A 23274-nucleotide genomic window follows, 5' to 3' on the forward strand; every position below is an offset into this window, starting at 1 on the left:
TACAAGGTAATTTAAATGGATTAAATTGCCAAAAAAGGGATTAATTTACAAAAAAACGATCAAATCCTTCAATGAAACAGGAAAAACTGACAATTCTCTAAACTTTACCCTTCACAATTTTAAGGTTTAGGTTTTAGTATTCCTTTCATTGTAAATTTGAAGAAATATAGGGATATCCACGCTCAATGTTCAAATCATTTTTTCCATCACCACGGTATTTTTTCATATCTGCGGTTGTTTGGATCGCACTCAATATGGTGCTTTGGTACTCAGGTGGAAACACGTGGGGAACTTTTGTCGGGTTTGCTCAAGGCTACCATAATACTCAACTACCAGTGGGTGTGAGCCGTTTTTGGTCTCCAACTTTTTTATGGTTTTATATCTGGTTTTTAGTCTCCACTGCGCTTTTTGCTGGCTTCTGGAAAATTATTTCTAATAATCCATGGCAGGGTTGGTCCATCTGGGGTTCGGCTTTTATTTTATTCAATATTTGGTTTGGTGTTCAGGTCAGTGTTGCGATTAATGCATGGTATGTGCCTTTTTGGGATTTAATCCAAAAAATGCTTTCAGATGGTGGTGGAGACCTCTCGGCACTATATAGCGAGACAATGGTCTTTCTTTATATTGCTATGGTCGCTGTGACTCTGGCTGTGATTAATGCCTTTTTCACAAGCCATTATGTATTCCGCTGGCGTACAGCAATGAATGAATATTATACAGAGCATTGGGATAAGCTACGTCATGTAGAAGGTGCTTCACAGCGTGTGCAAGAAGACACTATGCGCTTTGCAACCATTATGGAAGACTTAGGTGTTGAACTGGTAAAAGCTGTGATGATTTTAATTGCCTTTCTACCTATTTTATTTCAACTGTCTAAACATGTTCCTGTTTTACCAATTGTTGGTGAACTAGAACATTCGTTAGTATGGGCAGCAATTGTATGGGCTGCTTTTGGTACCGTTCTTTTAATGGTTGTCGGTATTAAATTGCCTGGACTGCAATTTAATAATCAAAAAGTAGAAGCAGCTTATCGTAAAGAATTAGTTTACGGTGAAGATCATGCAGAGCGTGCAAGACCCGCTACTTTAAAAGAGCTATTTAGCAGAGTTCGTAAAAATTACTTTCGACTGTATTTCCATTATGCTTACTTTAACTTAGTCGCAACTTGGTATAAGCAGTTAGACATTTTATATAGTCTAGTTGTTTTATTTCCTGCAATTGCAAGTGGAAAGATGACATTAGGCTTGATTAACCAAATTGGTGGTGTATTCGATAAGGTTCGTGAATCTTTTCAATATTTAATTAGTTCATGGAAAACAATTATTGAACTGCTTTCAATTTATAAGCGTTTAAAAGCCTTTGAATCGATACTACACAAGTAAAAGAAAACCCGCGAAAGCGGGTTTTTTTATAAGCATTGGATTAATGTGTTGCGTTATAAAAATTAAGAATAGGTCCAACTAAAGACTGCTGCGATTTATCTAAGGTGACTTGAATTTCTTTATAGTTAAAAGTGTCTTCATCATCATATTTTGCAATGCCGTGGGTTTGATTGTTCACTTGCGGAATTTGATAACTAAAAAAAGCGACTTTTTTAGAAGGGTGAACAATATTGATGAGTTTTTTTGAGTCTTTATAACCGCCAAACTCATTTTCAAGACTTTCTTTTAACAGTTCGGGAAAATAAAGCGTTGCATTTGGTAAGCCACACCCAACACAAAATGAAGAGTCATAAAGCTTTATTGCTTGTTTGTGGTCTGGACTCATGACTAGAGCAAAGCCAGTCCCGTTAGCACCTGCATTGGCTTGCACATCTTGCCAGTTTCTGGGAACGAGCACTAAACCTATTTCAGGTAATGCAAGAAGCTTGAGCTGCTTGGCATGTTCAGCATCGAGTTTAAAATTAAAACGGCAGCTTTTAGGCGTACAGGTTTCAAAATCTTTAAGTAAACCATTTTCTGTTGGGCTTTGCGCCGTAACACCATAAAACGGAACTGTAACGCCGTTTAAAAACTTTGCCTCTCCTAGAGTGTAGAACTGATTATCTGTTTTGCGGGTCTCAGCAGAGCTATAAAATTTGGGGAAATGAGGAGTAAAGCTTTTTACTTCTGCATAAGCAGTTGAAGTTAGACTGACCAATGCTGTGCATAATAAAAAATTTAGTTTTTTCATTTTTAGAAAGTAATCAATTTAAATCTTATATAAATCTAACATATTCTTTTAAACTATAAGGCAATTCAAAATTGAAAACTGTTTTTAACTTCATAATAAAAACAGACCAGCAGAGACATGAAAAAATGAAAAAAATCCTTTCAATTTGCTGTTTGGCAGCCCTGAGTTCTTATAGTTTTGCTCAAGACATAAAAGGTATTTCATTTTCACATCAAGAGTGGGAAATCTCTTGTAGTAATACGGGTACATGTAAAGCCGCAGGATATCAAAACGAGGAAAATGGCGATAAACCAGCTTCAATTTTATTAACGCGTAAAGCAGGTCCAAAACAACCCGTACAAATTGAATTTGCTTTATCAGACTACGAACAAAGCTTGCCGGCTAACCAGCTTAAAAATATTCATTTTTATATAAATGGTAAAGATTTAGGCGTTGTGGTTGTAGATGGTGCTGAGTTGCCACTTATGGGTAAATTGAATAGCTCACAAGTCAACACTCTACTACAGCAGTCCAAACAGAAAACTGAAATTGTATTTAAAAATGCGCAGCATAAATGGAAAATTTCCGATGCTGGAATGACTGCTGTGTTATTAAAAATGGATGATTTTCAGAAGCGTATCGGAACTGTTGGTGCTCTAGTTAAAAAGGGCAGCGCCAATGAAACTAAAGTGCTTATGCCTGAGTCAAAACTACTTGTTAAGCGGATTAAGACTTCAAACAAACCTTATTTAACTTTACAGCCTAAAAGTAAACAGTACCAAGTAATACATCGTAGTTTAATGGCAGCTAATCCAAATCCTAAAGAAGACTTTTGTGAAGGAATTTATGGCGGTAATAGTGATGGAACTGAACCACAGAAAATCGAGCTATATAAACTAACCAATAAGAAAGTTTTGGCGACTACATTGTGTTGGAGAGGCGCTTATAACGAAGGGTATGGAGCTTGGGTGTTAGATGAGTCTTTAAATGGTAAGGCAACATTTGTGACTGAGTCCGCTTCAGATTTCGATAGCGGTATTATTAGTAGTGCTCAAAAGGGAAGAGGCATTGGAGACTGTTGGGCAAGTGAAGAATGGGTATGGGATGGCAAGAGTTTTGTACACACTAAAGATATGTGGACAGGTATGTGCAAAGGCTTGGCAGCAGGTGGGGTGTGGGAGCTTGATCGAATAGAGTCTGTGGTCAAATAAGTATTTTGCGGTTACAGAGTCATAACAGGTAACTTTAGTGACTCTATGATAAAAAGAACAGATTGTTTATTGGAGCTAGACCTATGTCACGTCATTTTTACGCTATTGCTCGCCGTAAGTTTTCACATCTGAGCCGTTCAATATGTGTAGCGGTTGCTGTACTGGGTACAGCACAAGTTGCGATGGCGGGTCCAACTGTCGATCAACTCAGCGACTGTCTGGTGAAAGCGACAACAGCATCAGATAAAACAACTGTGCTTCAATGGACATTTACGGCTTTAGCTGCCCATCCCGATTTAAAAGCATTTAGTAATGTCACGCCTGAGCAAAAAGATCAGTTAGACCAAAAACTGGCACAGGTTTTACAACGTGTGATTGTTGAGCAATGTTCTGCTCAGACCAAAGCTGTAATTCAGGCTGAAGGTGTGAAGGCAGTTGGGGAAGCTTTTCAACAGTTAGGCCAAAGTGCGGGTGAAGATATTGTTAAAGACCCAGCCGTTAAACAACAGTTGCAAGGTACATTACGTTATATCGATTTAAATAAATTAGTGACAACGTTTTTAACACCAGAAATTTGGAATAAGTTGGGAATTACGAGATAAAAAATCTAGCTTTCTGTGTTAGTAATAAAGCCTGCTATCTAAGAGCAGGCTTTATTGTATTTGGGATAAAGAAATCTCTTTAGATCGTAATCGTAGCCCCTAAAACTTTCACAAATTGAGCTAACCAAGCTGGATGTGCAGGCCAAGCAGGTGCAGTCACCAAATGTCCATCTGTAACAGCTTCGGTAACAGCAATATCTGCATATTGCCCACCTGCCAGTTTTACTTCGGCAGCACATGCTGGGTAAGCTGAGCAGAGGCGACCTTGTAATACATCTGCTGCAGCGAGTAACTGAGCGCCATGACATACAGCTGCTATCGGTTTTTTCACTCTATCGAACTCACGTACAATTTCGATAACACGATCATTCATGCGTAAATACTCTGGTGCACGACCACCTGGAATAACTAGACCTACATAGTCTTCGGTATTAACAGCATCAAAATCATAGTTAATCGCAAAGTTGTGGCCACGTTTTTCGCTATAAGTTTGCTCACCTTCAAAATCATGAATAGCCGTTGCAATATGCTCACCATTCTTTTTATTTGGACAAACAGCATGCACGGTATAACCTAAACCAGTTAAAAATTGAAAAGGAACCATAGTTTCATAATCTTCAGCATAGTCACCGACTAACATTAAAACCTTTTTAGACATGATTTATCCCTCTTTTTAAAATATAAGTGATTTCAATTTTTAATTTAAATTAGCACAGCCGCTATGTGATTTTTTAGAAAAAAGAATATTCTTTAGTCGAAGGGTTTTTTATCAGTGATATAAAAAAGCCCCGATAAATCGAGGCTTTTTCTTGAGTTGGCTAGTCAAATTAACCAATCAATTTTTTCATTAATTCGTTTACTTGAGCAGGGTTGGCTTTACCCTTAGATGCTTTCATGACTTGACCAACAAGACCGTTAAAAGCTTTTTCTTTACCAGACTTGTATTCTTCAACCATTTTTTCATTGGCTGCAAGCACTTCTTTAATGATTGCTTCAATTGCACCTGTGTCAGTTTCTTGCTTTAAGCCTTTCTCGCTAATGATGTCATCGGCAGATTTACCTTCCGATTCCCACATAAAGCCAAAGACTTGTTTAGCAATCTTACCGCTAATGGTGTTGTCAACAATACGGGCAATCATGCCGCCAAGCTGTTCCGCAGAAACAGGTGAGTCAGCCAAATCTAGGCCTGCTTTGTTTAAAGCACCTGAGAATTCACCCATTACCCAGTTTGCCGATACTTTACCTTGCTTGGCTCCACCAGCAGCAGCCACAACAGCTTCATAGAAGTCAGCCATTTCGCGTGAGAGCGTAAGTACATGAGCATCGTATTCAGTTACACCAAAGTCTGCAATAAAACGTGCACGGCGAGCAGCAGGTAACTCTGGAAGTGCAGCGCGAGCAGCTTCGATTTGCTCATCTGCAATAATCACTGGTAACAAATCTGGATCTGGGAAGTAGCGATAGTCATTTGCTTCTTCTTTAGAACGCATTGAACGCGTTTCCATTTTGTTTGGATCGAACAAACGAGTTTCTTGGTCGATACTTCCGCCGTATTCCAAAATTTCCATTTGGCGTTCAATTTCAACGTTGATCGCTTGCTCAATGAAACGGAATGAGTTGAGGTTTTTAAGCTCACAGCGCGTACCAAAAGGTTGGCCCGGACGGCGTAAAGACACATTACAGTCGGCACGGAATGAACCTTCAGCCATGTTACCGTCAGAGATACCTAACCAGCGTACCAGTGTATGAATCGCTTTAATGTAAGCAACCGCTTCTTCAACCGAACGCATGTCAGGTTCAGAAACGATTTCAAGCAAAGGTGTACCAGCACGGTTTAAGTCAATGCCAGACATACCTTCAAATTGGTCATGAACAGATTTACCCGCATCTTCTTCAAGGTGAGCACGAGTTACGCCAATGCGTTTAGTCGTACCATCTTCAAGTTGAATGTCGATGTGGCCCAAGCCCACAATTGGGTTGTCCATTTGGCTAATTTGATAGCCTTTTGGTGAGTCAGGGTAGAAGTAGTTTTTACGTGCAAACACAGATGCTTGGTCGATGTAAGCATCGATTCCTAAACCAAAGCGAATTGCAAGATCAACCACTTTTTCATTTAAAACAGGCAATACACCCGGCATCGCCAAGTCTACAAGGCTCGCTTGTGTGTTTGGGTCTTGACCAAATTCAGTCGATGAACCAGAGAAAATTTTAGAATTGGTTGCAAGCTGAGTGTGAATCTCGATACCAATAACGACTTCCCAACCGTCAATCAATTTCAACTTTTGAGCTTCAGCCATTATGCATTCTCCTCAGCAATTGCCGCACGTTGAGTATGGAAATCGGTGTTTTGTTGGTATTGATGAATAATCGATAACAATTGCGATTCTGACCAATAGTTACCAATCAACTGTAAGCCGACAGGCAAGCTGTCTTTATCGAAACCAACTGGAGCATTAATTGCTGGTAAGCCTGCTAAGTTCACTGCAAGTGTATAGATATCGCCTAAATACATTTCAGTTGGACTTAAGTTCGCACCAATTTTATAAGCAGTTGTTGGTGCAGAAGGAGCCGCAATCACATCTACATTTTCAAATGCTTTTAAGAAGTCTTGTTGAATTAGACGACGTACTTTTTGAGCTTTTACATAGTAGGCATCGTAATAACCCGCAGAAAGCGCGTATGTACCAATAAGGATACGGCGCTGAACTTCTGGACCAAAACCTTCTGAACGCGAACGTTTGTAAAGATCCATCAAGTCAGCTGGATTTTCACAGCGGTAACCGTAACGAACGCCATCGTAGCGAGACAAATTAGATGATGCTTCCGCAGGTGCGATGAGGTAATAGGTTGGCACATAAGCTTCGGTCATGTTGAGATCGATCTCAACAAGAGTCGCACCCATTTCTTCAAGCTTTTTCAAAGACTCTTCAACAAGTGCTTTAACGTCTGCATCTAAACCTGCAACGTTAAAGTACTGTTTAGGAATACCAATACGTAAGCCTTTTACAGATGTGCCATTTAAGTTCGCAACGTAGTCATCAACTTCTTTTTTAACTGAAGTCGAGTCTTTTGCATCGTGACCTGCAATTACATTCATTAAGTAAGCACAGTCTTCAGCAGAGCGTGCCATTGGCCCCGCTTGGTCTAAAGACGATGCATAAGCAATGATCCCGAAACGAGATACACGACCATAGGTTGGTTTTAAGCCCGTTAAACCACAGAAAGAAGCCGGTTGACGAATTGAGCCACCTGTATCAGTACCTGTAGCAAATGGTGCTAAATCAGCCGCTACAGCCGCAGCAGAACCACCTGATGAGCCACCAGGAACGTGGTCAAGCGCCCATGGGTTGCTTGTTGCGCCAACATATGAGCTTTCAGAAGTTGAACCCATTGCAAACTCGTCCATGTTCACTTTACCTAAAGTGACAAGACCAGCTGCTTTAGTTTTTTCAACAACAGTTGCATCGTAAGGAGAGATGAAGTTGTCTAGTATTTTTGAACCGGCAGTTGTTTTAATGCCTTTGGTACAAAAGATATCTTTATGCGCAAGAGGAATACCCGTTAAAGCTGTTGCATTACCTGCTTTTAATGCTGCATCGGCAGCGTCGGCTTCAGCAAGCGCTTGTTCAGGCGTAATCGTCACGTAGCTTTTTACCAGTGGGTCAATTTTAGCAATACGTTGCAAATAATGTTCAGTCAGTTCGCGAGATGAAAACTTCGCTTGGCTTAAGCCCTCAGCAAGTTCACGAATTGATAAGCGATGTAAATCAGTCATGAGTAAAATTTCTTTACATTCAAAATAGGGAAGATGGGTTAATTGAGTAAAAGTTATTCAATCACGCGAGGAACAAGATACAAACCATCTTGAGTTGCAGGCGCAACTGCTTGGTATTCATCTCGATGATTGCTTTCAGTTACCACATCAGCACGTAAAGGTTGAGGATTGTCAAAAGGACTTTTCAAAGGTTCTACGCCTTCCGTATCAATGCCTTTTAAGGTTTCCATCATGCCTAAAATTTTATTTAGACTTTGAGCATATTCAGCAGATTGCGTATCATTGAGCGACAATCGAGCAAGATTGGCGATTGCTGAAACTGTTTGTGCATTTAAATCTGCTGAATGCTGTGCATCCGATGTAGACATAACATCACCTAATCAGTATTAAAAATTTTCAAAATATCGTGCGTTATAATAAGCGATTGACTTGTTCAAATCATCACATTTAGTTTAAAGTTGCCACCTTGCATCCACATGAAAGTTTAACTGAGAACGAACCGTGATTCTAAAACGACTAATTGGCTTGTTTTCGCCGGATCTAGCCATTGATTTAGGTACAGCAAATACACTTATTTATGCACCAGGCCGCGGCATTATATTAAATGAACCAACAGTTGTGGCAATTCGTCACAGTGGTTCACAAAAAATTGTTGCTGCTGTAGGTCTAGATGCTAAGCAAATGCTGGGCCGTACGCCTGCGAATATTTCTGCAATTCGTCCAATGAAAGACGGTGTAATTGCGGATTTTGAAGTGACTGAAACCATGTTGAATCAGTTTATTGGTAAAGTTCACGAAAAACGTTTGTTCCCACCTGCACCTCGTGTAGTTGTATGTGTACCATGTAAATCAACTTTGGTCGAGCGTCGTGCGATTCGCGAAGCAGTATTTAATGCTGGTGCCCGTGATGTTCGTTTGATTGAAGAGCCTATGGCTGCTGCAATTGGCGCAGGTATGCCAGTTGAACAAGCGTGTGGTTCTATGGTTGTGGATGTTGGTGGCGGTACGACTGAAATTGCAATTATTTCATTGCAAGGTTGTGTTTATGCTGACTCTTTACGCATCGGCGGCGATGTTTTTGATGAGCAAATCATCAATTATGTTCGTAAAGCTCACGGTTGTGTAATTGGTGAAACTACTGCTGAAATTATTAAAAAAGAAGTCGGTATGGCCGTTTCTGATGGCACAACATTAGAAATTGAAGTTCGTGGTCGTAACCTTGCAGAAGGTGTACCTCGTGCAATTACTGTAACTTCTGACGAAATTACTCAAGCAATCTCTGATCCATTACAAAGTATTGTAAGCGCTGTTAAATCGGCACTTGAGCAAACTCCTCCTGAACTTTCTTCTGATATTGCTGAGCGCGGTATTGTGTTGACAGGTGGTGGTGCGTTACTTCGTAACCTTGATAAATTATTAGCTCAAGAAACTGGTTTACCGGTTGTTGTTGCTGAAGATCCTCTTACTTGTGTAACCCGTGGTGGTGGTAAAGTATTGGAATTCTTCGACAATCCGAACCATGATATGCTTTTCGTCGGTTAAGTTTAAGGATTAGGCGGTGCAACCGAATATTTTTTCAAGACAGCCGCCATCTTTCCGCTCGTTCATTATTGCGGTCATTACATGCTTGGTTGTGCTGTTCTTTGATTGGCGCATGCCTTATGTAATTCAGCCAGCAAGGGATGTCTTGTACGCTGCATATAACCCAATTTATGCATTGGCCAGTTATCCAGTACTGTCGAGAGAATGGCTGAATCAACAAACAAAATCTGAAGCACAACTGCGTCGTGAAAATACCGCGATGCAGGCTGAGCTTTTACAAGCTCAAGTCCGCTTACAGAAGCTTTCTGAATTATCTGCTGAAAATACCCGTTTACGCGGACTTCTTGATACACCGTTAATTATTGATGGCCGTATGGAAATTGCCGAAGTGATTGGGACTGATGCAGATCCATTGCGTCATATCATCATTATTAACCGAGGCTCTATGGACCATATCAAGGTCGGACAAACGGTTTTGGATGATAAGGGGATTATGGGGCAGATCATCAATGTGTATCCTCATAGCTCACGTGTAATGTTGTTATCTGATAAAGAGCATTCATTGTCGGTACGACTTGAGCGTACAGGAATGCGAGCGATTGTTTCTGGTACAGGTGATTTAGGCCGTTTAAAAATGGAATATGTTCCGACCAGCGCTAATATTCTGGTGGGTGATAAAGTGTTTAGCTCAGGCTTGGGTGAACATTTCCCGGCAGGTTATGCTGTGGGTACAGTTGCCAAAATAAGACGTCATAATTCAGGTGAGTTTGCTGAAATTGATGTCACACCAGCAGCGCAATTAGCCACAGGGCACCATGTAGTTGTACTTTTCTCTGAGTCCTTAGCGAAGGAGCAGCCTTATGCCGATCGCTAAACTCAAACGAGAAAAGCGTAAAGACCCATTATGGGGAATTATTCTCTCCGTTATTGTGGGCTCTGTACTCATGGTTTACCCGTTATCCTATGATATTTCAGGCTGGCGACCATTATTCATGTTAATGATTATGCTATTTTGGGTAGTATGTCAGCCAACATGGTGTGGGGTCTGGTTTGCATTCGGGATGGGGATTTTTACAGACTTATTGCTTGATGCGCCTTTAGGCCTCAATGCCTTAAGCTTTGTAATTGTGACTTTTCTTACCCGTTTTTTAATTCGGGAACGCCGTATTTTAACTTTTGTTAATTTATGGACGATAGCAACGCTGGTCATTATTGCCCACTTAGCTTTTATGTGGGTAACACAGACCATGGGCGGAATTCATTTTTCGATTGCTAGACATTGGCAACCTTTGATGACAAGTATCATCACGTGGCCAGTCGTCTATTATTGTTTGGCAAAATGGCGCATATAGTTTTAGCATCTAGCTCTCCTCGTCGGAAGGAGCTGTTACAACAATTGGGCTGGGATTTTGAAATCTATAGTCCTGATATTGATGAGTCGGTACATGAAAATGAGCTGGTTCATCATTATGTTGAACGTTTAGCTAGAGAAAAGGCACAAACCGTATTGAAGCTTTTTCCAGATGCAATTGTTATTGCTGCTGATACAAGTCTAGGACTTGATGGTCAAATTATTGGTAAGCCTGAATCGAAAAAGCATGCCTTTGAAATTTGGAAAAAATTGTCTGGACGTTGGCACGATGTTTTTTCTGGACTATGCGTTGCGACTCAACAACAAATGTTAAGTCAGGTAGTGCAAACACAAGTTGAGTTCCAGCACCTGACTACACAAGATATGGAAGATTATTGGACCACAGGTGAGCCTGTTGGAAAGGCGGGTGGGTACGCACTTCAAGGAATTGCCTCGCAATATATTCCCCAAATTCAAGGAAGTTATAGTAATGTGGTAGGACTTCCTTTATACGAATTTGCACAGTTATTAAAAAGAGTAAAGAAATAAGGGGTTGTTATCATTCTTAAGTGAATAGCATTGTCGACGAACACTAGACAAAGTTAAAGTTAACAGCTTCTCTGACTCTTTAATAAAAATTTTATAATGCTTTGAGTTTATGTATGTCAGAAGAACTACTTATTAATGTCACGCCTATGGAGTGTCGGGTGGCATTAATCGAAAATGGAACTGTTAATGAGCTGTATGTCGAGCGTACAGTCAAGCGCGGTCTAGTCGGCAATATTTACAAAGGTAAAGTAGTACGAGTGCTTCCGGGCATGCAAGCTGCTTTTGTGGATATTGGTTTGTCTCGAACAGCCTTTTTACATATCAATGATATGGTTTGGCCTCGTTCACAGCCTACCCCAAATGTCTTTGAATTATTACATCCTGGGCAAACCCTTACTGTCCAAGTTATGAAAGATATGTTGGGTACAAAAGGTGCACGTCTAAGTACAGATCTTTCAATTCCTTCTCGTTATCTGGTTCTCATGCCATATGGAAATCATATTGGTGTTTCGCAGCGTATTGAATCAGAAGAAGAGCGAGAGCGACTACGTAATATTATTGAAAGTATTCAAGCAGAACATAATTTACCCGGTAGTGTGATTGTCCGTACAGCTGCCGAAGGTGTGGATGAGGCAGAAATCGCACAAGACATGTGCTATTTGAGTAAGTTATGGGAATACATTCAGCGTAAGCAGACTGATGTTGCTGTGCCTTCATTAATTTTTGAAGAACTTCCGTTACCTCAACGTATTATTCGCGACTTAGCGAGCGAAGAAACGGCAAAGATTTATGTCGATTCGCGAGAGATTCATGCAAAGTTGCTTGAATTTGTAGAAGAATTTGTTCCGAATATGAAGAGTCGTCTCATCCATTATCCGGGTGAGCGACCGCTATTTGATCTTTATAATGTTGAAGAAGATATTCAAAAAGCCTTGCAAACCCGCGTAGCTTTGAAGTCGGGCGGCTATCTGATGATTGACCAGACTGAAGCCATGACAACAATTGACGTTAACACGGGTTCATATGTCGGTGGTCGTAGTCTTGAAGACACGGTTTTTAAAACCAATATGGAAGCGACTCAAGTTATCGCGCGTCAACTTAGACTGCGTAATTTGGGTGGTATTCTCATTATTGATTTTATTGACATGCAAGAAGCAACTCACCGTGAAGAGGTGATGCGTCAGTTTGAAAAAATGCTTGAGCGAGATCACGCTAAGACCAAAATTACTCAAGTGTCAGAACTTGGACTGGTCGAAATGACTCGTAAACGAACTCGTGAATCGTTAGAACATTTGTTATGTGAATCATGTCCAACGTGTCAGGGACGTGGTTTTGTCAAAACAGCAGAGACAGTGTGTTACGAAATATTTCGTGAGATATTACGTTATACCCGCGCATTCGAGTCAACGAGTGGCTTTACTGTTGTTGCGCATCCTTCTGTGATTGACCGATTATTAACAGCAGAAGCACCAGCAGTAGCCGATTTAGAGCATTTTATTAACCGTGTTATTAAATTTCAGGTCGAAAATTTATATACGCAAGAGCAATACGATATCATTTTAAGTTAAAGTTGTAACAAGATATCGCTTAATCCTTGTTACAACTGAAATTTTACTTTCATTCATGAATTTTAAATACTACTTACATACAGTAGCCGTAGACGTTCTCCCTATTAAACGTCTTAGCAAACAATAAGAGGTATAACCCATGAATGTAAGTGAAAACTTAATTAGCAACGGTCTTAAACATGTTTTAGAAAGCACGCCAGTAAATAGCTGCTATATGTTGAATGACCAAGGTAAAGAAGTACCGATCACAACTGCAATGATTCGTTCAGTATGTCATCAGTTACTTAACCAGTGCCGCACAATCAAAAAATAAGGGGCCAATTTAAAGCCCCTTAATTTTTCTAACTTGCTGAATGATGTTTCAGTTGTTTCTCTGCAATAATTTCTTCAAAACGTTGAATCTCATCTTCTAAATGAGTCAAAAGGTTTTGCATTTTCGGTAAAGCATTTCGACAAGCTGTTAATCCAACTTCAAGCTTATCTAAATAACTGGTCATGGTAATGTTTAGAGCTTGTCCATCCATGACAATCGAAGCAGGATAGAGAGCGTCTAGTTTCGCGCCATTCCAATAAAGCGGCTCACGTGGTCCTGGTACATTAGAAATCACTAAATTGAACGCCTGACGCTTAGGAAGCATTCCTGACATGATGTTTAATCCTGCTGGTCCATAAACAACAGCACTATAGTTTAAAATTTCATTTGCAGTCATTCGACTAAAGCGCTGCTTTGAGTTTTGCATGCTACGGCGAATGATTTCTAGACGTTCTAACGGTTGATCTTTATGGGTCCCTAAATTTGCCAAAATCATGGTAATTCGGTTGCTCATGTCAGAATCATCTGTACGTAATGAAGCGGGAACCATGGCAATCAGTGGCTTTTTAGGTAAGCTGTTTTGGCTAATCAAATATTCACGTAAAGCACCTGAACATACAGCCAGCACAACATCATTAATCGTCACGCCTAATGCTTTTGAAATTTTTCTAAGGCGGCTCAGTTCAAATGATTGGGCCGCAAAACGACGTGAAGCACTGACTCTTTGGTTTAAAATAGAAACTGGTGCCTGAAAGGTAGAAACATAATCAGGATTTTTGCCCATTTCTTTGAAGATTGTCTGAGATAGCTCTTGCATGACTTTCGGAGCGATATCGAGTTGGGACTTAATTCCACCTAAAATACTTTTAATTTTACTTGTACTTGGCGTCGGTACTTTTAGGCGTTTAGTTCTTTTGCTCTCAACACACCATAAAGGAACAACATGTTTTTCTTCTGGTGTTTTTGATAGCGATTTCTCGATCAAACGCATACCAGCAACACCGTCGACCATTGCATGATGGATTTTAAAATACATGGCAAAGCGGTTGCCTTCGATTCCTTCAATAATGTCACAAGTCCAAAGAGGCTTAGCACGGTCAATTAGTGAGCTATGCTGCTGTGAAATATAAACCAGAAGTTCGCGAATACGGCCAGGATGAGGCAGAGCAATGTGGCGAAAGTGATGATCGATATCGAACTCTTCATCTTCATCCCAAAATAAGCCATTTAAACGGTTATTGAAGGGAGGAATAGGAATACTTTTTGAGCGTCTAATATCTTCTACTAAATCATGTACAAAGGTTTCTGGTGCATTTTCAGGAATTTCAAATAAAAATAATCCACCGACATGCATGGGTTGCTGTCTTTTTTCAAGTGACAGAAAAATGAAATCAATTGGGTGTAATGGACGCATAAATCATTGTGCCTCATGCATTTTTCTAAGAAGCCCTTATATGAGCTCTTATTAGAATTATAGAACCGTAAAATTAAGTATATAGCGTTTAGAGTAGAGAAAATATGACTTTGTGTACGCAACATGACACAAAAAAAACCACTGATTTACCAGTGGTTTTTTGATAATAAATTACTTTTTCATATTACCTGCATGTAATCCACATTCTTTTTGAGTGGCTTCTTCCCACCACCAGCGACCTTCACGCTCATGTTGGTTTGGTAATACAGGACGAGTACATGGTTCACATCCAATAGAAACAAAACCGCGCTCATGAAGAGGGTTATATGGAATTTCCATCATACGGATGTAGCTCCATACCTCAGCACTTGTCCAATTCGCTAGAGGATTATATTTAATGAGTTGCTTACCTGGACCAGAGAAGCCCGGATCAGCTTGTACGACCGGAATTTCTGTACGCGTACCAGGGCTTTGATCTTTACGTTGACCGGTAATCCAGCCATCTAAAGTCGCAAGTTTTTTACGTAAAGGCTGAACTTTTCGGATACCGCAACATTCTTGGTGCCCATCTGTAAAAAAGCTAAATAAACCTTTTTCGTTGACCATGTTTTGGACAGCTTCAGATTCAGGGAAACAAATTTCGATATTGATATTGTAGTGTTTACGGACAGTTTCAATAAATTGATAGGTTTCAGCGTGGAGTCGGCCAGTATCAAGACTAAACACACGGAAAGGCTTACCTAAACGTGAAGCAATATCAATTAAAACAACATCTTCTGCTCCCGAAAACGAAATCGCAATTTCACCTTGTTGGCTTAAGGCAAGTTCTAAAATTTCTCGAGGGCTTTTGGTTGCATACTCAGCAGCAAGAGCATCTACGATATCAATAGTCGGAATAACGGTCATGTGTGTTCCTGGCAAAAGGCTTGGGCGCATTGATTTATGAAAAATATTCTAAAGGATAGTTGATAAAGTGCTTAGCACTTTAATTTCGAAACTTATGAATAAAATTGATTTGATCAATAACAACGCAAAACTGAAAATCTTAATGGTATGATACAGCAATTTTTAACCAACGTTGGAAGCATTCATGGAAATCGTATGCCTAGATCTGGAAGGGGTTTTAGTTCCTGAAATCTGGATCAATTTCGCAAAAAAAACAGGGATTAAAGAACTAGAAGCAACAACTCGTGATATTCCGGATTATGATGTTTTAATGACTCAGCGCCTTAATATCTTAAAACAACACGGTTTAGGCTTAAATGACATTCAAGAAGTCATTGCCGAGATGGGACCATTACCAGGTGCAAAAGAGTTTGTTGAATGGGTTAGCACTCATTTCCAACTCGTGATCTTGTCAGATACTTTCTATGAGTTTGCTCATCCTTTGATGAAGCAATTGGGTTGGCCAACCATTTTCTGTCATAAATTAGAGACAGATGAAGAAGGAATGATTACGGCTTATAAGCTACGTCAACCAGATCAAAAACGCGAATCGGTTAAAGCACTACATGGTTTAAATTTCCGAGTAATCGCAGCTGGCGATTCGTATAACGATACAACCATGCTTGGTGAAGCGGACCATGGTTTCTTATTTGATGCGCCAGAAAACGTGATTGCTGAGTTTCCACAGTTTCCTGCTATCCGCGGATATGATGCATTAAAAGAGGCAATCCGTTCGGTTTCACAGCGTACAATCCCTGCTTAAGAATAAATCATAAAAAAGGCGCTTTAAGCGCCTTTTTTATATGAATGAGTTTTGAAACTTAGAATTTATAACCAAGTTTTAAACCATAAGCGATTGCATTGTTGTCAGAGAAGTCTGCAACATATTGATCGCTACCAGCTTGTGCGCCTGTTTGAGCTTTAGCATCACCCAACCAGAAATATTTTACACCGCCAGCAAGGAAGGTTTGTGGAGTAGGGCTATATTGAAGACCTAAACCTACGTTCCAATAACCTTCAGTTGGGCCTAAGGTTGTTACAGGGTTACCCGCGCCAGAGTCCCAACCCACAGAAACGTTACCCGCCCACTTGTCGCTAAGTTTACGGCCAACACCGGCGTTAACAGACCATTGGTCATCAGAATATTCAACTAAGTTAAAACCATTTGGACGTCCAACAAGTCCACCTACAGCTTCTGAAACTTTACCAAATTTATATGGCTGGATAGAGAAGTCTTTCCAGTTTACCCAACGCACGTTCGCGAATGCCACTGTATTTGCCATGATACCCGTTTGGAAATCAAGGTTTACAGATTGAGGTGTTGTAATTGTAGTTTTGCCTTCTGAATTAATAGCTTGAAGCTTAGATGCAGGTACGTCTAAACCAGCGAGCACAGAAGTAAGCCCTGGGAAATTTAATAAAGATAAGTCTTCATTAATATTGGTTTTGTGGTCAATTTCAGAACGATAAGTTAAAGATGCTTTAAGCGCAATTTCTGGAATTTGATAAGCTGCACCTGCTAACCAACCTACACCAGTAGTTTCTTTAATATTCGCATCATAACCATTGTAAAGGCTATAAGCTTGACCTCGTAGACTTACATTACCTTTAACGGTTTGTAATACAGGACCCGCATAGAAATTAAAGTTTTGATTCGGTTGGAAGCCAAAAACAAAAGATAAGTTTTGAGTATCTACCTCAACTTTAGTTCCGCCAGTACCTAAATAATTATTTGCTACAGCAAGAGCACCAGCAAGTTTTTGAAATTGAGGACTTGCTAAAACTTGGCCTTTTGCTATTGCTAAGGTTTGATCATTTACAGGTAAACCTTGTGCTTCTAAAGCTTCTTTTGCTTTTTTAGTAACAATCCCGTCAATTGCACCAGCTGATAAAACTGAGTCAGAACCTGGATTTGAAACGAATGCATTATTACCTGAGTATTCAGCATCAGAACCAAACGGTTGGTCATAAAGTAAACCAAAAGAGAATTTATCGTTAAGTTGTAGTTTTAAGGCTGCACTTGGGAAAAAATAATCATCGGCCATATCACCAATATTACGATTTGTTGTGCTTGATCCTGCTTCTTTACCCGCTACATCTGGGTCTAGAATAGAAATACCCGCTTCAAAGTAGTTTCCAGGCTGCAAAAATGCAGACATTGATTGTCCAGAGCGATCCAATGCTGCTGCAAAAACCCCAGTTGCAGGCAGCGTTGCTAAAATCATTGCAGTGCTCAGATGTTTTAATTTCATTTTAATCTTTCCTTGAACTTCAAGACATTTTTTTAAAAGTAACAGAGTTAAACCGTTTAAACTGTGTTGCCTTCAAAGCTCCTAATTACAAGTAATAGAAGCTTTGATAACTCCATGTAACAAAAATAGCATAATTACAATAAGAGTAAATCTGTTATATGAACTGAGGAGTACTCACTTTTTATACAAATAGTACCGATAATGAATGAAATATGAAGGAATATTTTCATTGTTAAATTAATTTAATTAATTGATATTTATATTTTTTATCTATTAGTGATGAGCTTTGTTTTTATGACATTTTTGTCACAAATCTAAGAAAAATGGTCAAAGATTTTTTTGTAAAAATATGAATTAAATGATTATGAAATGAGTATTAGTCATCATTTTTAGTTGATAAGTCTAGTTTCTCTACATCTGTATATTATTGATTCACTTTTATATTCTTAATTTTATAAAAAAGTTTAGCTTAATTTTTTTTACCATTTGATCTATTTTTTGAGCGAAATTGGAGTCTCTATTTAAAAGCGATCATTAGAAAATAACCGAAAATAATCATCTAGATTCGGCTATTTAATTTTTAGAGCTCAAACACAGCATTAAAGTGGATATAGTTTTTCATCAAATTGTTCTAGCTTAGGAAATTTTAGTGGTTCAAGCTGGTCCAAGTGAGTGAGATAAATCTCATAGTCTTCGAGAAGGGTTTCTCGTGCTTCTTGGCTAATGTACGGTATGTGGTAAGCAATGAATGGAGGTAGGACTTCAAAACCAGCATATGCCAAAGTACCACGCTGAATTGGCGATAGATAATTTTCGATTGAACCATGAATAGAGTTCTCTCCAAACATGTGTGTTCTACCGCCGAGCGTTAAACACAACATCGCTTTTTTACCTGCCATGCCGCCGTGGTTATAAAACCGCTTACCACCATAAAACAAGCCAGAGACGAAAACACGATCAATCCAGCCCTTTAAAATTGCTGGAACAGATGTCCAATAAAGTGGGAAATTAAAAATAACTAAATCAGCTTTTTTTACTTTTTCAATTTCTGCTTGAATATCTGGAGCTAGAAGTTGATTTTTGCTGGCATTCCTTTGCTCTAGAGCATAGTTAAAATAATCAGGTTGATTGAGCTCTAGAAAATCCTCTTTGGACGCAACGGGGTTAAATTTCATCGCATATAAATCTGAAACCTCTACTGTGTGCCCCAATTTTTCTAAGGTTTGCTTGGCTGTACTTTTTAGAGCAGTAGTAAAAGACTGTGGTTCTGGATGAGCATGGACAATCAGAATATTCATAAGGTGACCTGTATTCTTTTTCAGGAATTGTGCTGTCTAATGCAATTCGACGGATTTTGTTTTGAATAACTATGCATCAATTTAAAAGCATGACATAGTTCATGAACTGACAGTTTTTACCATTTCACGCCATTTTATTTTGCTCAGTGGGTTGCTTATGAATCCAGAATTACCAGGAACTTATATTAATTTAATTGTAGAAACTATTAAGCGGTGGGGTGTCTCTGGTGAGCAGCTTTTAGAGGAAAGTGGAATAACCCTAGACCAATTGAAAAAGCCCTATTGGTATGTTGAGTTCAACCTCTTAAATCAACTTATTGAACGGGCTATCGAGTTATGCAAAGAGCCAGCACTGGCAGGATATTTAGCTTTAAACATGACAGCTTCATGTTATGGTTCAGTCGGAATGGCTGCTATCGTTTCTTCAAATTTAGGAGAAGCGCTGAAAATTCTTGAACACTTCATTGGTTCACGTTGCAAGGTCTTTAAACCAGAATTAAAACAAGAAAATAATGATGCATATTGGTCAATTCATCAGCCAGTTGATGCATTTCAGTTGAACTCAAATGCCAACATTTTTTTGTTAGTCGGTTTTGTTCAAATCGCGAGAAAACTAACAGGGCTTTCTCATTTGGGAAAAGTTGAATTACAAATGCCAGAACCTATAGGTTTTGCCGAAATAAGTCATCAACTGGCTGTGACTTGTTTATTTAACCAAAAGCGTAATTGTTGGATATTTCCAAAAGAGTATTTAGCACAACCTGTATTAACGGCAGACCCAATGCTAGCGCCATTGTTAAATGCGCAATGTAAGCGGGATATAGAGAAGTTAAAGTTAAAAAGTGGTTGGAAAGGGCGCGTTAAACAAGTTGCTGAAAAATTGCTTTTGGATGGGGAGGGGGAGACATTAAAAGTTGGGCAAGTGGCTCAAATCATGAATATGTCAGAGCGAACCTTACAACGCTATTTAGCCCTTGATCATACTAGTTTTACAATCTTGGTAGACTCTCTCAAAAAGGAACATGCCCAGAAACTTTTAGCTCAAAATAACATGTCGATTGAAAAAGTGGCTTTAATGCTGGGTTATGCCGAAACTTCTCACTTCACTCGTGCATTTAAGCGCTGGATGGGCGTCACGCCTAAATACTTCCAAACTAAACATAAGATGGATGATTTAAGTTAAAAGGCTATAAATTTAATTTCATGGCCTTTCATTGATCATTTGAATTATTAAGTAGATTATTCTGGCTTAGATAAGAGTGATTCAATCACTTCCAAATAACTAGGTGGTGCCGGAACATGACCGCGGTCTCTTAATAGTCGATGCATGCGTGGCAATTTGAAGTAGGGCACCGAAGCCATTAGGTGATGTTCCATATGGTAATTGACATGAATAGGTGCCACAAAGCTTCTAGCAATCCAACCTGCGCGTGTCGTGCGTGTATTGGTTAAGGCTGTATTACTCGTTTGCATGCCTGCATGTTCGGCCATTGAGCGGATTCTTAAAAATAATGGAAATGGTGTTAAATACGCTAAAGGCCATAACCAATAAAAACGTTGCTGCCCAAACGCCTTTAAAACACCATAAAGAGCAACATTTGTTACAATGGCGCCGCTACTGTTTTTTATAAGACTTTTAGTATAGTCAACGAAATCTTTATTGCTTCGATCTAACCAGACTTGATCATTTGCAACGGTCCATTTCATTAAATCGAGATCCATTAACACCCGACCAAAGCTAAACTTTAATCCTGTCATACCCGTTAAGTCGCGTAAAAATTTACGAGTAAGAGATTTTTTACTTACTGGAAAACCAGAAACTAAAGAAAGGTCAGGGTCATCTGGCGTAGAGGTTTTTGCATGATGACGGACATGGTGTACGCGGTATTTTTGTAGATCATTCCAGATTGGACGGGCGCATAGCCATTCACCTACGAAGTCATTTATTTTTTTATTTTTGAATAGGCTTTTATGCGATGCATCATGCATCAAAATTGCTAGACATAACTGGCGGCCCGCCAATATGGCCAAAGCTAGCATACAAGCAAGTAATTTGCCCCAGCTCGGTAAGTAATCCCACATCAAAATTAAGCTCGCAAATGTTCCGCCAATAACAGCCCATGTGCTTGCAACCGCCCAAGCGCCGTATGCATCTGAGGGTTGTGTGAGTTCCTGTATTTCTTCTCTGCTAAATAGATCGGTCACACTCACTTGTGCATTCATTTTTATTCTCCCAAATCAGATTTTGGCATTCATCTTTTATATTACAAATATAATCATAAAATTTTAAAAAGTGAAATATTTGTTTGTAAAAAAATAAATCATTTCATTAATATTCTAATTCTTGTTCATATACTTTTTTCCAAAGCTTCTGACCAATAGAGTCAAGTTGTTGTACATTTTGAGCAAATTGATTCCGAGCTTTTTCATTTACAAATGGGGCAGGCAATAAAGGGTCATTTATGAGTAAAGTAATCGTTTCTCGCCCTAATAACAAAGCTTGGGTAGCAGCCTCATTCAAGGATAAATTTTTATAATTCAAAAGCCACTGTTGGATATCTTGACTATACATTTCATAGTTTTTTTCAAGCTGTTTGGTATCCCATAAAGAGGGAATTAACGAAACTGTTTTTGAGTCAAATTTTTGAATAATAGAAATTTTAGCTTCGTTTTCAAGACCCGCTAAAACGAGCTCTTCACATGTTTTTTCAAAGCTATACGCTAAATTATCTGGACGTATATAAATACTAGTTTCAAGTTCTTTAAAACCAAATTGATGTAATGCTCGTTCTCTCTTTTTTAAAGCGGTCCGATCTATACGCCCCAAAGTTCCAGTAAATACGGCAAGATACTGCTGTTGCCATTCTTTGGTTTGTTTAATGCCATTTTTACGATTCAAAATGACTTTTGCCCATTCTTTGGTCGATGGCGAAAGTTGATAAATGCCGCGCTCAACACTTTCTATCATGCCCTCATTTAACAACCGAGTCGTAGCCACACGAATACCATTGTCACTCATATTAAAAAGTTTAGCGGCAATCAATATTTGTTTAATGGTGAGTTGAGGGTAAGCCGAGGAAAGAAATAAATCGATAATGAGATGGCGTGCATTAATTTTGGTATTTTTCATTCAGATAGAATTTTTGATATGAGTTGCATTTGAACAGAATAATATCATGTTTCTTTAAGGACATTTTAAGATCATTTTGTAGAGTAAGTAAGGGCGAAAAGCTTTATCTATAACAAGAAAAATTTTGGGAGTTCTTAACCAAGTTTTATCTTTTTACGATAGTTAACCCAAGTTTGTCATCATGTTGTGATACATTATCGCACTTTAAATAAACTGCCTTTAACTAGGGGCAATAACCACAAACGTTAGAAATGGTCTGATATTGAACATGTGTTAAGTCTAATTTGGGACTTACCAATTGCGATAAAACTAATTTTAGATCGTTCTAATGATTAACTTTCTTTGAGCAAGTTATGGAAAATTTTGAAGTTATAAAAGCACTGTTTTTAGGCTTTGTCGAAGGCTTAACTGAATTTTTACCTATCTCGAGTACAGGCCATTTAATTTTATTTGGTCATATTATCGATTTCCATTCAGACGGCGGACGTGTATTTGAGGTCGTAATCCAGTTAGGTGCTATTTTGGCAGTGTGCTGGTTATACCGACAAAAAATTATTAACTTGATTAAGGGATTCTTTAGTGGCGATGTAGAATCACGTCATTTTGCGATTAGCGTGCTTATTGCATTCTTCCCAGCAGTCATTATTGGTGTTTTAGCTGTCGACTTCATTAAGAGTGTTCTATTCAGCCCAATCGTCGTTGCGATTGCTTTGATTGTCGGTGCTCTTATCATTTTCTGGGTTGAATCTAGACAGTTTGAGCATAAGACACTGGATGCAACTAAAATTACTTTTAAACAAGCGCTTTTAGTAGGCCTTGCTCAGTGTGTGGCCATGATTCCGGGAACTTCACGTTCAGGCGCAACAATTGTGGGTGGAATGTTTGCGGGCTTATCACGTAAAGCTGCTACAGAATTCTCTTTCTTCCTTGCAATGCCGACCATGTTGGGTGCTGCAACTTTTGACTTGATTAAAAATGCTGACGTACTCACCTCAGACAATATGATTAATATTGGGGTAGGTTTTGTTGCTGCTTTTATTGCTGCGCTGTTTGTTGTAAAGGCATTGGTATTATTTGTAGAGCGTCATACATTACGTGTATTTGCTTGGTACCGAATTGTACTTGGTGTAATTATTTTAATTGCAGCCATGTTCTTTAATTTATCGGCTTAAA

General features: G+C 39.1%; 23 protein-coding genes. 12 read left to right on the top strand and 11 right to left on the bottom strand.

Annotated elements, in window-relative coordinates; translation table 11 throughout:
• Window positions 1-185 precede the first annotated feature (185 nt).
• Window positions 186-1382: a peptide antibiotic transporter SbmA gene (sbmA, locus tag F931_RS21335; RefSeq protein ID WP_025470460.1), complete on the top strand. Its 1197-nt coding sequence runs from the start codon at window positions 186-188 to the stop codon at window positions 1380-1382.
• 40 nt (window positions 1383-1422) lie between these two features.
• Here the strand turns inward: sbmA and F931_RS21340 are convergent, their stop codons facing one another.
• The gene (locus F931_RS21340) at window positions 1423-2172 is read right to left on the bottom strand and encodes a DUF4850 domain-containing protein (protein ID WP_016143147.1); all 750 of its coding nucleotides are present in this window, start codon (window positions 2170-2172) and stop codon (window positions 1423-1425) included.
• 125 nt (window positions 2173-2297) lie between these two features.
• On the opposite strand from F931_RS21340, the gene F931_RS21345 reads away from it, so the two are divergent.
• Window positions 2298-3362, top strand: coding sequence for a DUF1176 domain-containing protein (locus F931_RS21345; RefSeq protein ID WP_016143148.1), 1065 nt, complete (start codon window positions 2298-2300; stop codon window positions 3360-3362).
• Window positions 3363-3445: 83 nt separating this feature from the next.
• Window positions 3446-3964 carry a hypothetical protein gene (locus tag F931_RS21350; RefSeq protein WP_016143149.1) on the top strand — a complete coding sequence of 173 codons (519 nt, stop codon included), beginning with the start codon at window positions 3446-3448 and terminating at the stop codon, window positions 3962-3964.
• A 79-nt stretch (window positions 3965-4043) separates the two neighbouring features.
• Here F931_RS21350 and pfpI read toward each other — a convergent pair whose 3' ends face one another.
• From pfpI to gatC, 4 genes are all read right to left on the bottom strand, one after another.
• Window positions 4044-4622 (bottom strand): DJ-1/PfpI family protein, encoded by a 579-nt coding sequence (pfpI, locus tag F931_RS21355; RefSeq protein WP_016143150.1) that lies wholly within the window; start codon window positions 4620-4622, stop codon window positions 4044-4046.
• A gap of 169 nt (window positions 4623-4791) precedes the next feature.
• Window positions 4792-6261 carry an Asp-tRNA(Asn)/Glu-tRNA(Gln) amidotransferase subunit GatB gene (gene gatB / locus F931_RS21360; protein WP_016143151.1) on the bottom strand — a complete coding sequence of 490 codons (1470 nt, stop codon included), beginning with the start codon at window positions 6259-6261 and terminating at the stop codon, window positions 4792-4794.
• Entirely contained in the window at window positions 6261-7739 is a 1479-nt protein-coding gene (gatA, locus tag F931_RS21365) for an Asp-tRNA(Asn)/Glu-tRNA(Gln) amidotransferase subunit GatA (protein WP_016143152.1), read from the bottom strand. Before gatA ends, gatB begins: the two co-directional genes overlap by 1 nt.
• Window positions 7740-7792: 53 nt before the next feature.
• Entirely contained in the window at window positions 7793-8107 is a 315-nt protein-coding gene (gene gatC, locus F931_RS21370; RefSeq protein WP_000107699.1) for an Asp-tRNA(Asn)/Glu-tRNA(Gln) amidotransferase subunit GatC, read from the bottom strand.
• 133 nt (window positions 8108-8240) lie between these two features.
• On the opposite strand from gatC, the gene F931_RS21375 reads away from it, so the two are divergent.
• The 6 genes from F931_RS21375 (at window position 8241) to F931_RS21400 (ending at window position 13062) form a co-directional block, all read left to right on the top strand.
• Window positions 8241-9281 (top strand): rod shape-determining protein, encoded by a 1041-nt coding sequence (locus tag F931_RS21375; protein ID WP_000601379.1) that lies wholly within the window; start codon window positions 8241-8243, stop codon window positions 9279-9281.
• Window positions 9282-9297: 16 nt separating this feature from the next.
• The gene (gene mreC / locus F931_RS21380; protein WP_016143153.1) at window positions 9298-10155 is read left to right on the top strand and encodes a rod shape-determining protein MreC; all 858 of its coding nucleotides are present in this window, start codon (window positions 9298-9300) and stop codon (window positions 10153-10155) included.
• Window positions 10142-10633, top strand: coding sequence for a rod shape-determining protein MreD (gene mreD, locus F931_RS21385; RefSeq protein ID WP_002116279.1), 492 nt, complete (start codon window positions 10142-10144; stop codon window positions 10631-10633). The genes mreC and mreD overlap by 14 nt, the downstream gene beginning before the upstream one ends.
• Window positions 10621-11181 carry a Maf-like protein gene (locus F931_RS21390; protein ID WP_016143154.1) on the top strand — a complete coding sequence of 187 codons (561 nt, stop codon included), beginning with the start codon at window positions 10621-10623 and terminating at the stop codon, window positions 11179-11181. Before mreD ends, F931_RS21390 begins: the two co-directional genes overlap by 13 nt.
• A 113-nt stretch (window positions 11182-11294) precedes the next feature.
• Window positions 11295-12749 carry a ribonuclease G gene (gene rng, locus F931_RS21395; protein ID WP_016143155.1) on the top strand — a complete coding sequence of 485 codons (1455 nt, stop codon included), beginning with the start codon at window positions 11295-11297 and terminating at the stop codon, window positions 12747-12749.
• Between the two features lie 139 nt (window positions 12750-12888).
• The gene (locus tag F931_RS21400) at window positions 12889-13062 is read left to right on the top strand and encodes a PA1571 family protein (RefSeq protein ID WP_002116397.1); all 174 of its coding nucleotides are present in this window, start codon (window positions 12889-12891) and stop codon (window positions 13060-13062) included.
• Window positions 13063-13090: 28 nt separating this feature from the next.
• Here F931_RS21400 and F931_RS21405 read toward each other — a convergent pair whose 3' ends face one another.
• A complete protein-coding gene (locus F931_RS21405) occupies window positions 13091-14476 on the bottom strand; it encodes a WS/DGAT/MGAT family O-acyltransferase (protein WP_016143156.1) in 1386 nt (461 codons plus the stop codon).
• A 171-nt stretch (window positions 14477-14647) separates the two neighbouring features.
• A complete protein-coding gene (cysH, locus tag F931_RS21410; protein ID WP_016143157.1) occupies window positions 14648-15382 on the bottom strand; it encodes a phosphoadenylyl-sulfate reductase in 735 nt (244 codons plus the stop codon).
• Window positions 15383-15566: 184 nt separating this feature from the next.
• Between cysH and thrH the strand changes: the two genes are divergently transcribed.
• Window positions 15567-16184 carry a bifunctional phosphoserine phosphatase/homoserine phosphotransferase ThrH gene (thrH, locus tag F931_RS21415; RefSeq protein ID WP_016143158.1) on the top strand — a complete coding sequence of 206 codons (618 nt, stop codon included), beginning with the start codon at window positions 15567-15569 and terminating at the stop codon, window positions 16182-16184.
• Between the two features lie 58 nt (window positions 16185-16242).
• Here the strand turns inward: thrH and F931_RS21420 are convergent, their stop codons facing one another.
• Both F931_RS21420 and F931_RS21425 read right to left on the bottom strand, forming a co-directional pair.
• Window positions 16243-17673 carry an OmpP1/FadL family transporter gene (locus F931_RS21420; protein WP_016143159.1) on the bottom strand — a complete coding sequence of 477 codons (1431 nt, stop codon included), beginning with the start codon at window positions 17671-17673 and terminating at the stop codon, window positions 16243-16245.
• Between the two features lie 599 nt (window positions 17674-18272).
• Window positions 18273-18971: an NAD(P)H-dependent oxidoreductase gene (locus F931_RS21425; protein WP_016143160.1), complete on the bottom strand. Its 699-nt coding sequence runs from the start codon at window positions 18969-18971 to the stop codon at window positions 18273-18275.
• A gap of 157 nt (window positions 18972-19128) precedes the next feature.
• Here F931_RS21425 and F931_RS21430 point away from each other — a divergent pair, with 157 nt between their 5' ends.
• A complete protein-coding gene (locus F931_RS21430; protein ID WP_016143161.1) occupies window positions 19129-20154 on the top strand; it encodes an AraC family transcriptional regulator in 1026 nt (341 codons plus the stop codon).
• A 56-nt stretch (window positions 20155-20210) separates the two neighbouring features.
• On the opposite strand, the gene F931_RS21435 is transcribed toward F931_RS21430, so the two are convergent.
• On the bottom strand, window positions 20211-21194 hold the full coding sequence (locus F931_RS21435; RefSeq protein WP_016143162.1) for a fatty acid desaturase family protein: 984 nt from the start codon (window positions 21192-21194) through the stop codon (window positions 20211-20213).
• 106 nt (window positions 21195-21300) lie between these two features.
• Entirely contained in the window at window positions 21301-22101 is an 801-nt protein-coding gene (locus tag F931_RS21440; RefSeq protein ID WP_016143163.1) for a PaaX family transcriptional regulator C-terminal domain-containing protein, read from the bottom strand.
• Window positions 22102-22454: 353 nt separating this feature from the next.
• Here F931_RS21440 and F931_RS21445 point away from each other — a divergent pair, with 353 nt between their 5' ends.
• On the top strand, window positions 22455-23273 hold the full coding sequence (locus F931_RS21445) for an undecaprenyl-diphosphate phosphatase (RefSeq protein ID WP_016143164.1): 819 nt from the start codon (window positions 22455-22457) through the stop codon (window positions 23271-23273).
• Window position 23274: the final 1 nt, after the last annotated feature.

Origin of the sequence: Acinetobacter pittii ANC 4050 (genome assembly GCF_000399685.1) — a bacterium.
GTDB lineage: Bacteria > Pseudomonadota > Gammaproteobacteria > Pseudomonadales > Moraxellaceae > Acinetobacter > Acinetobacter pittii_E.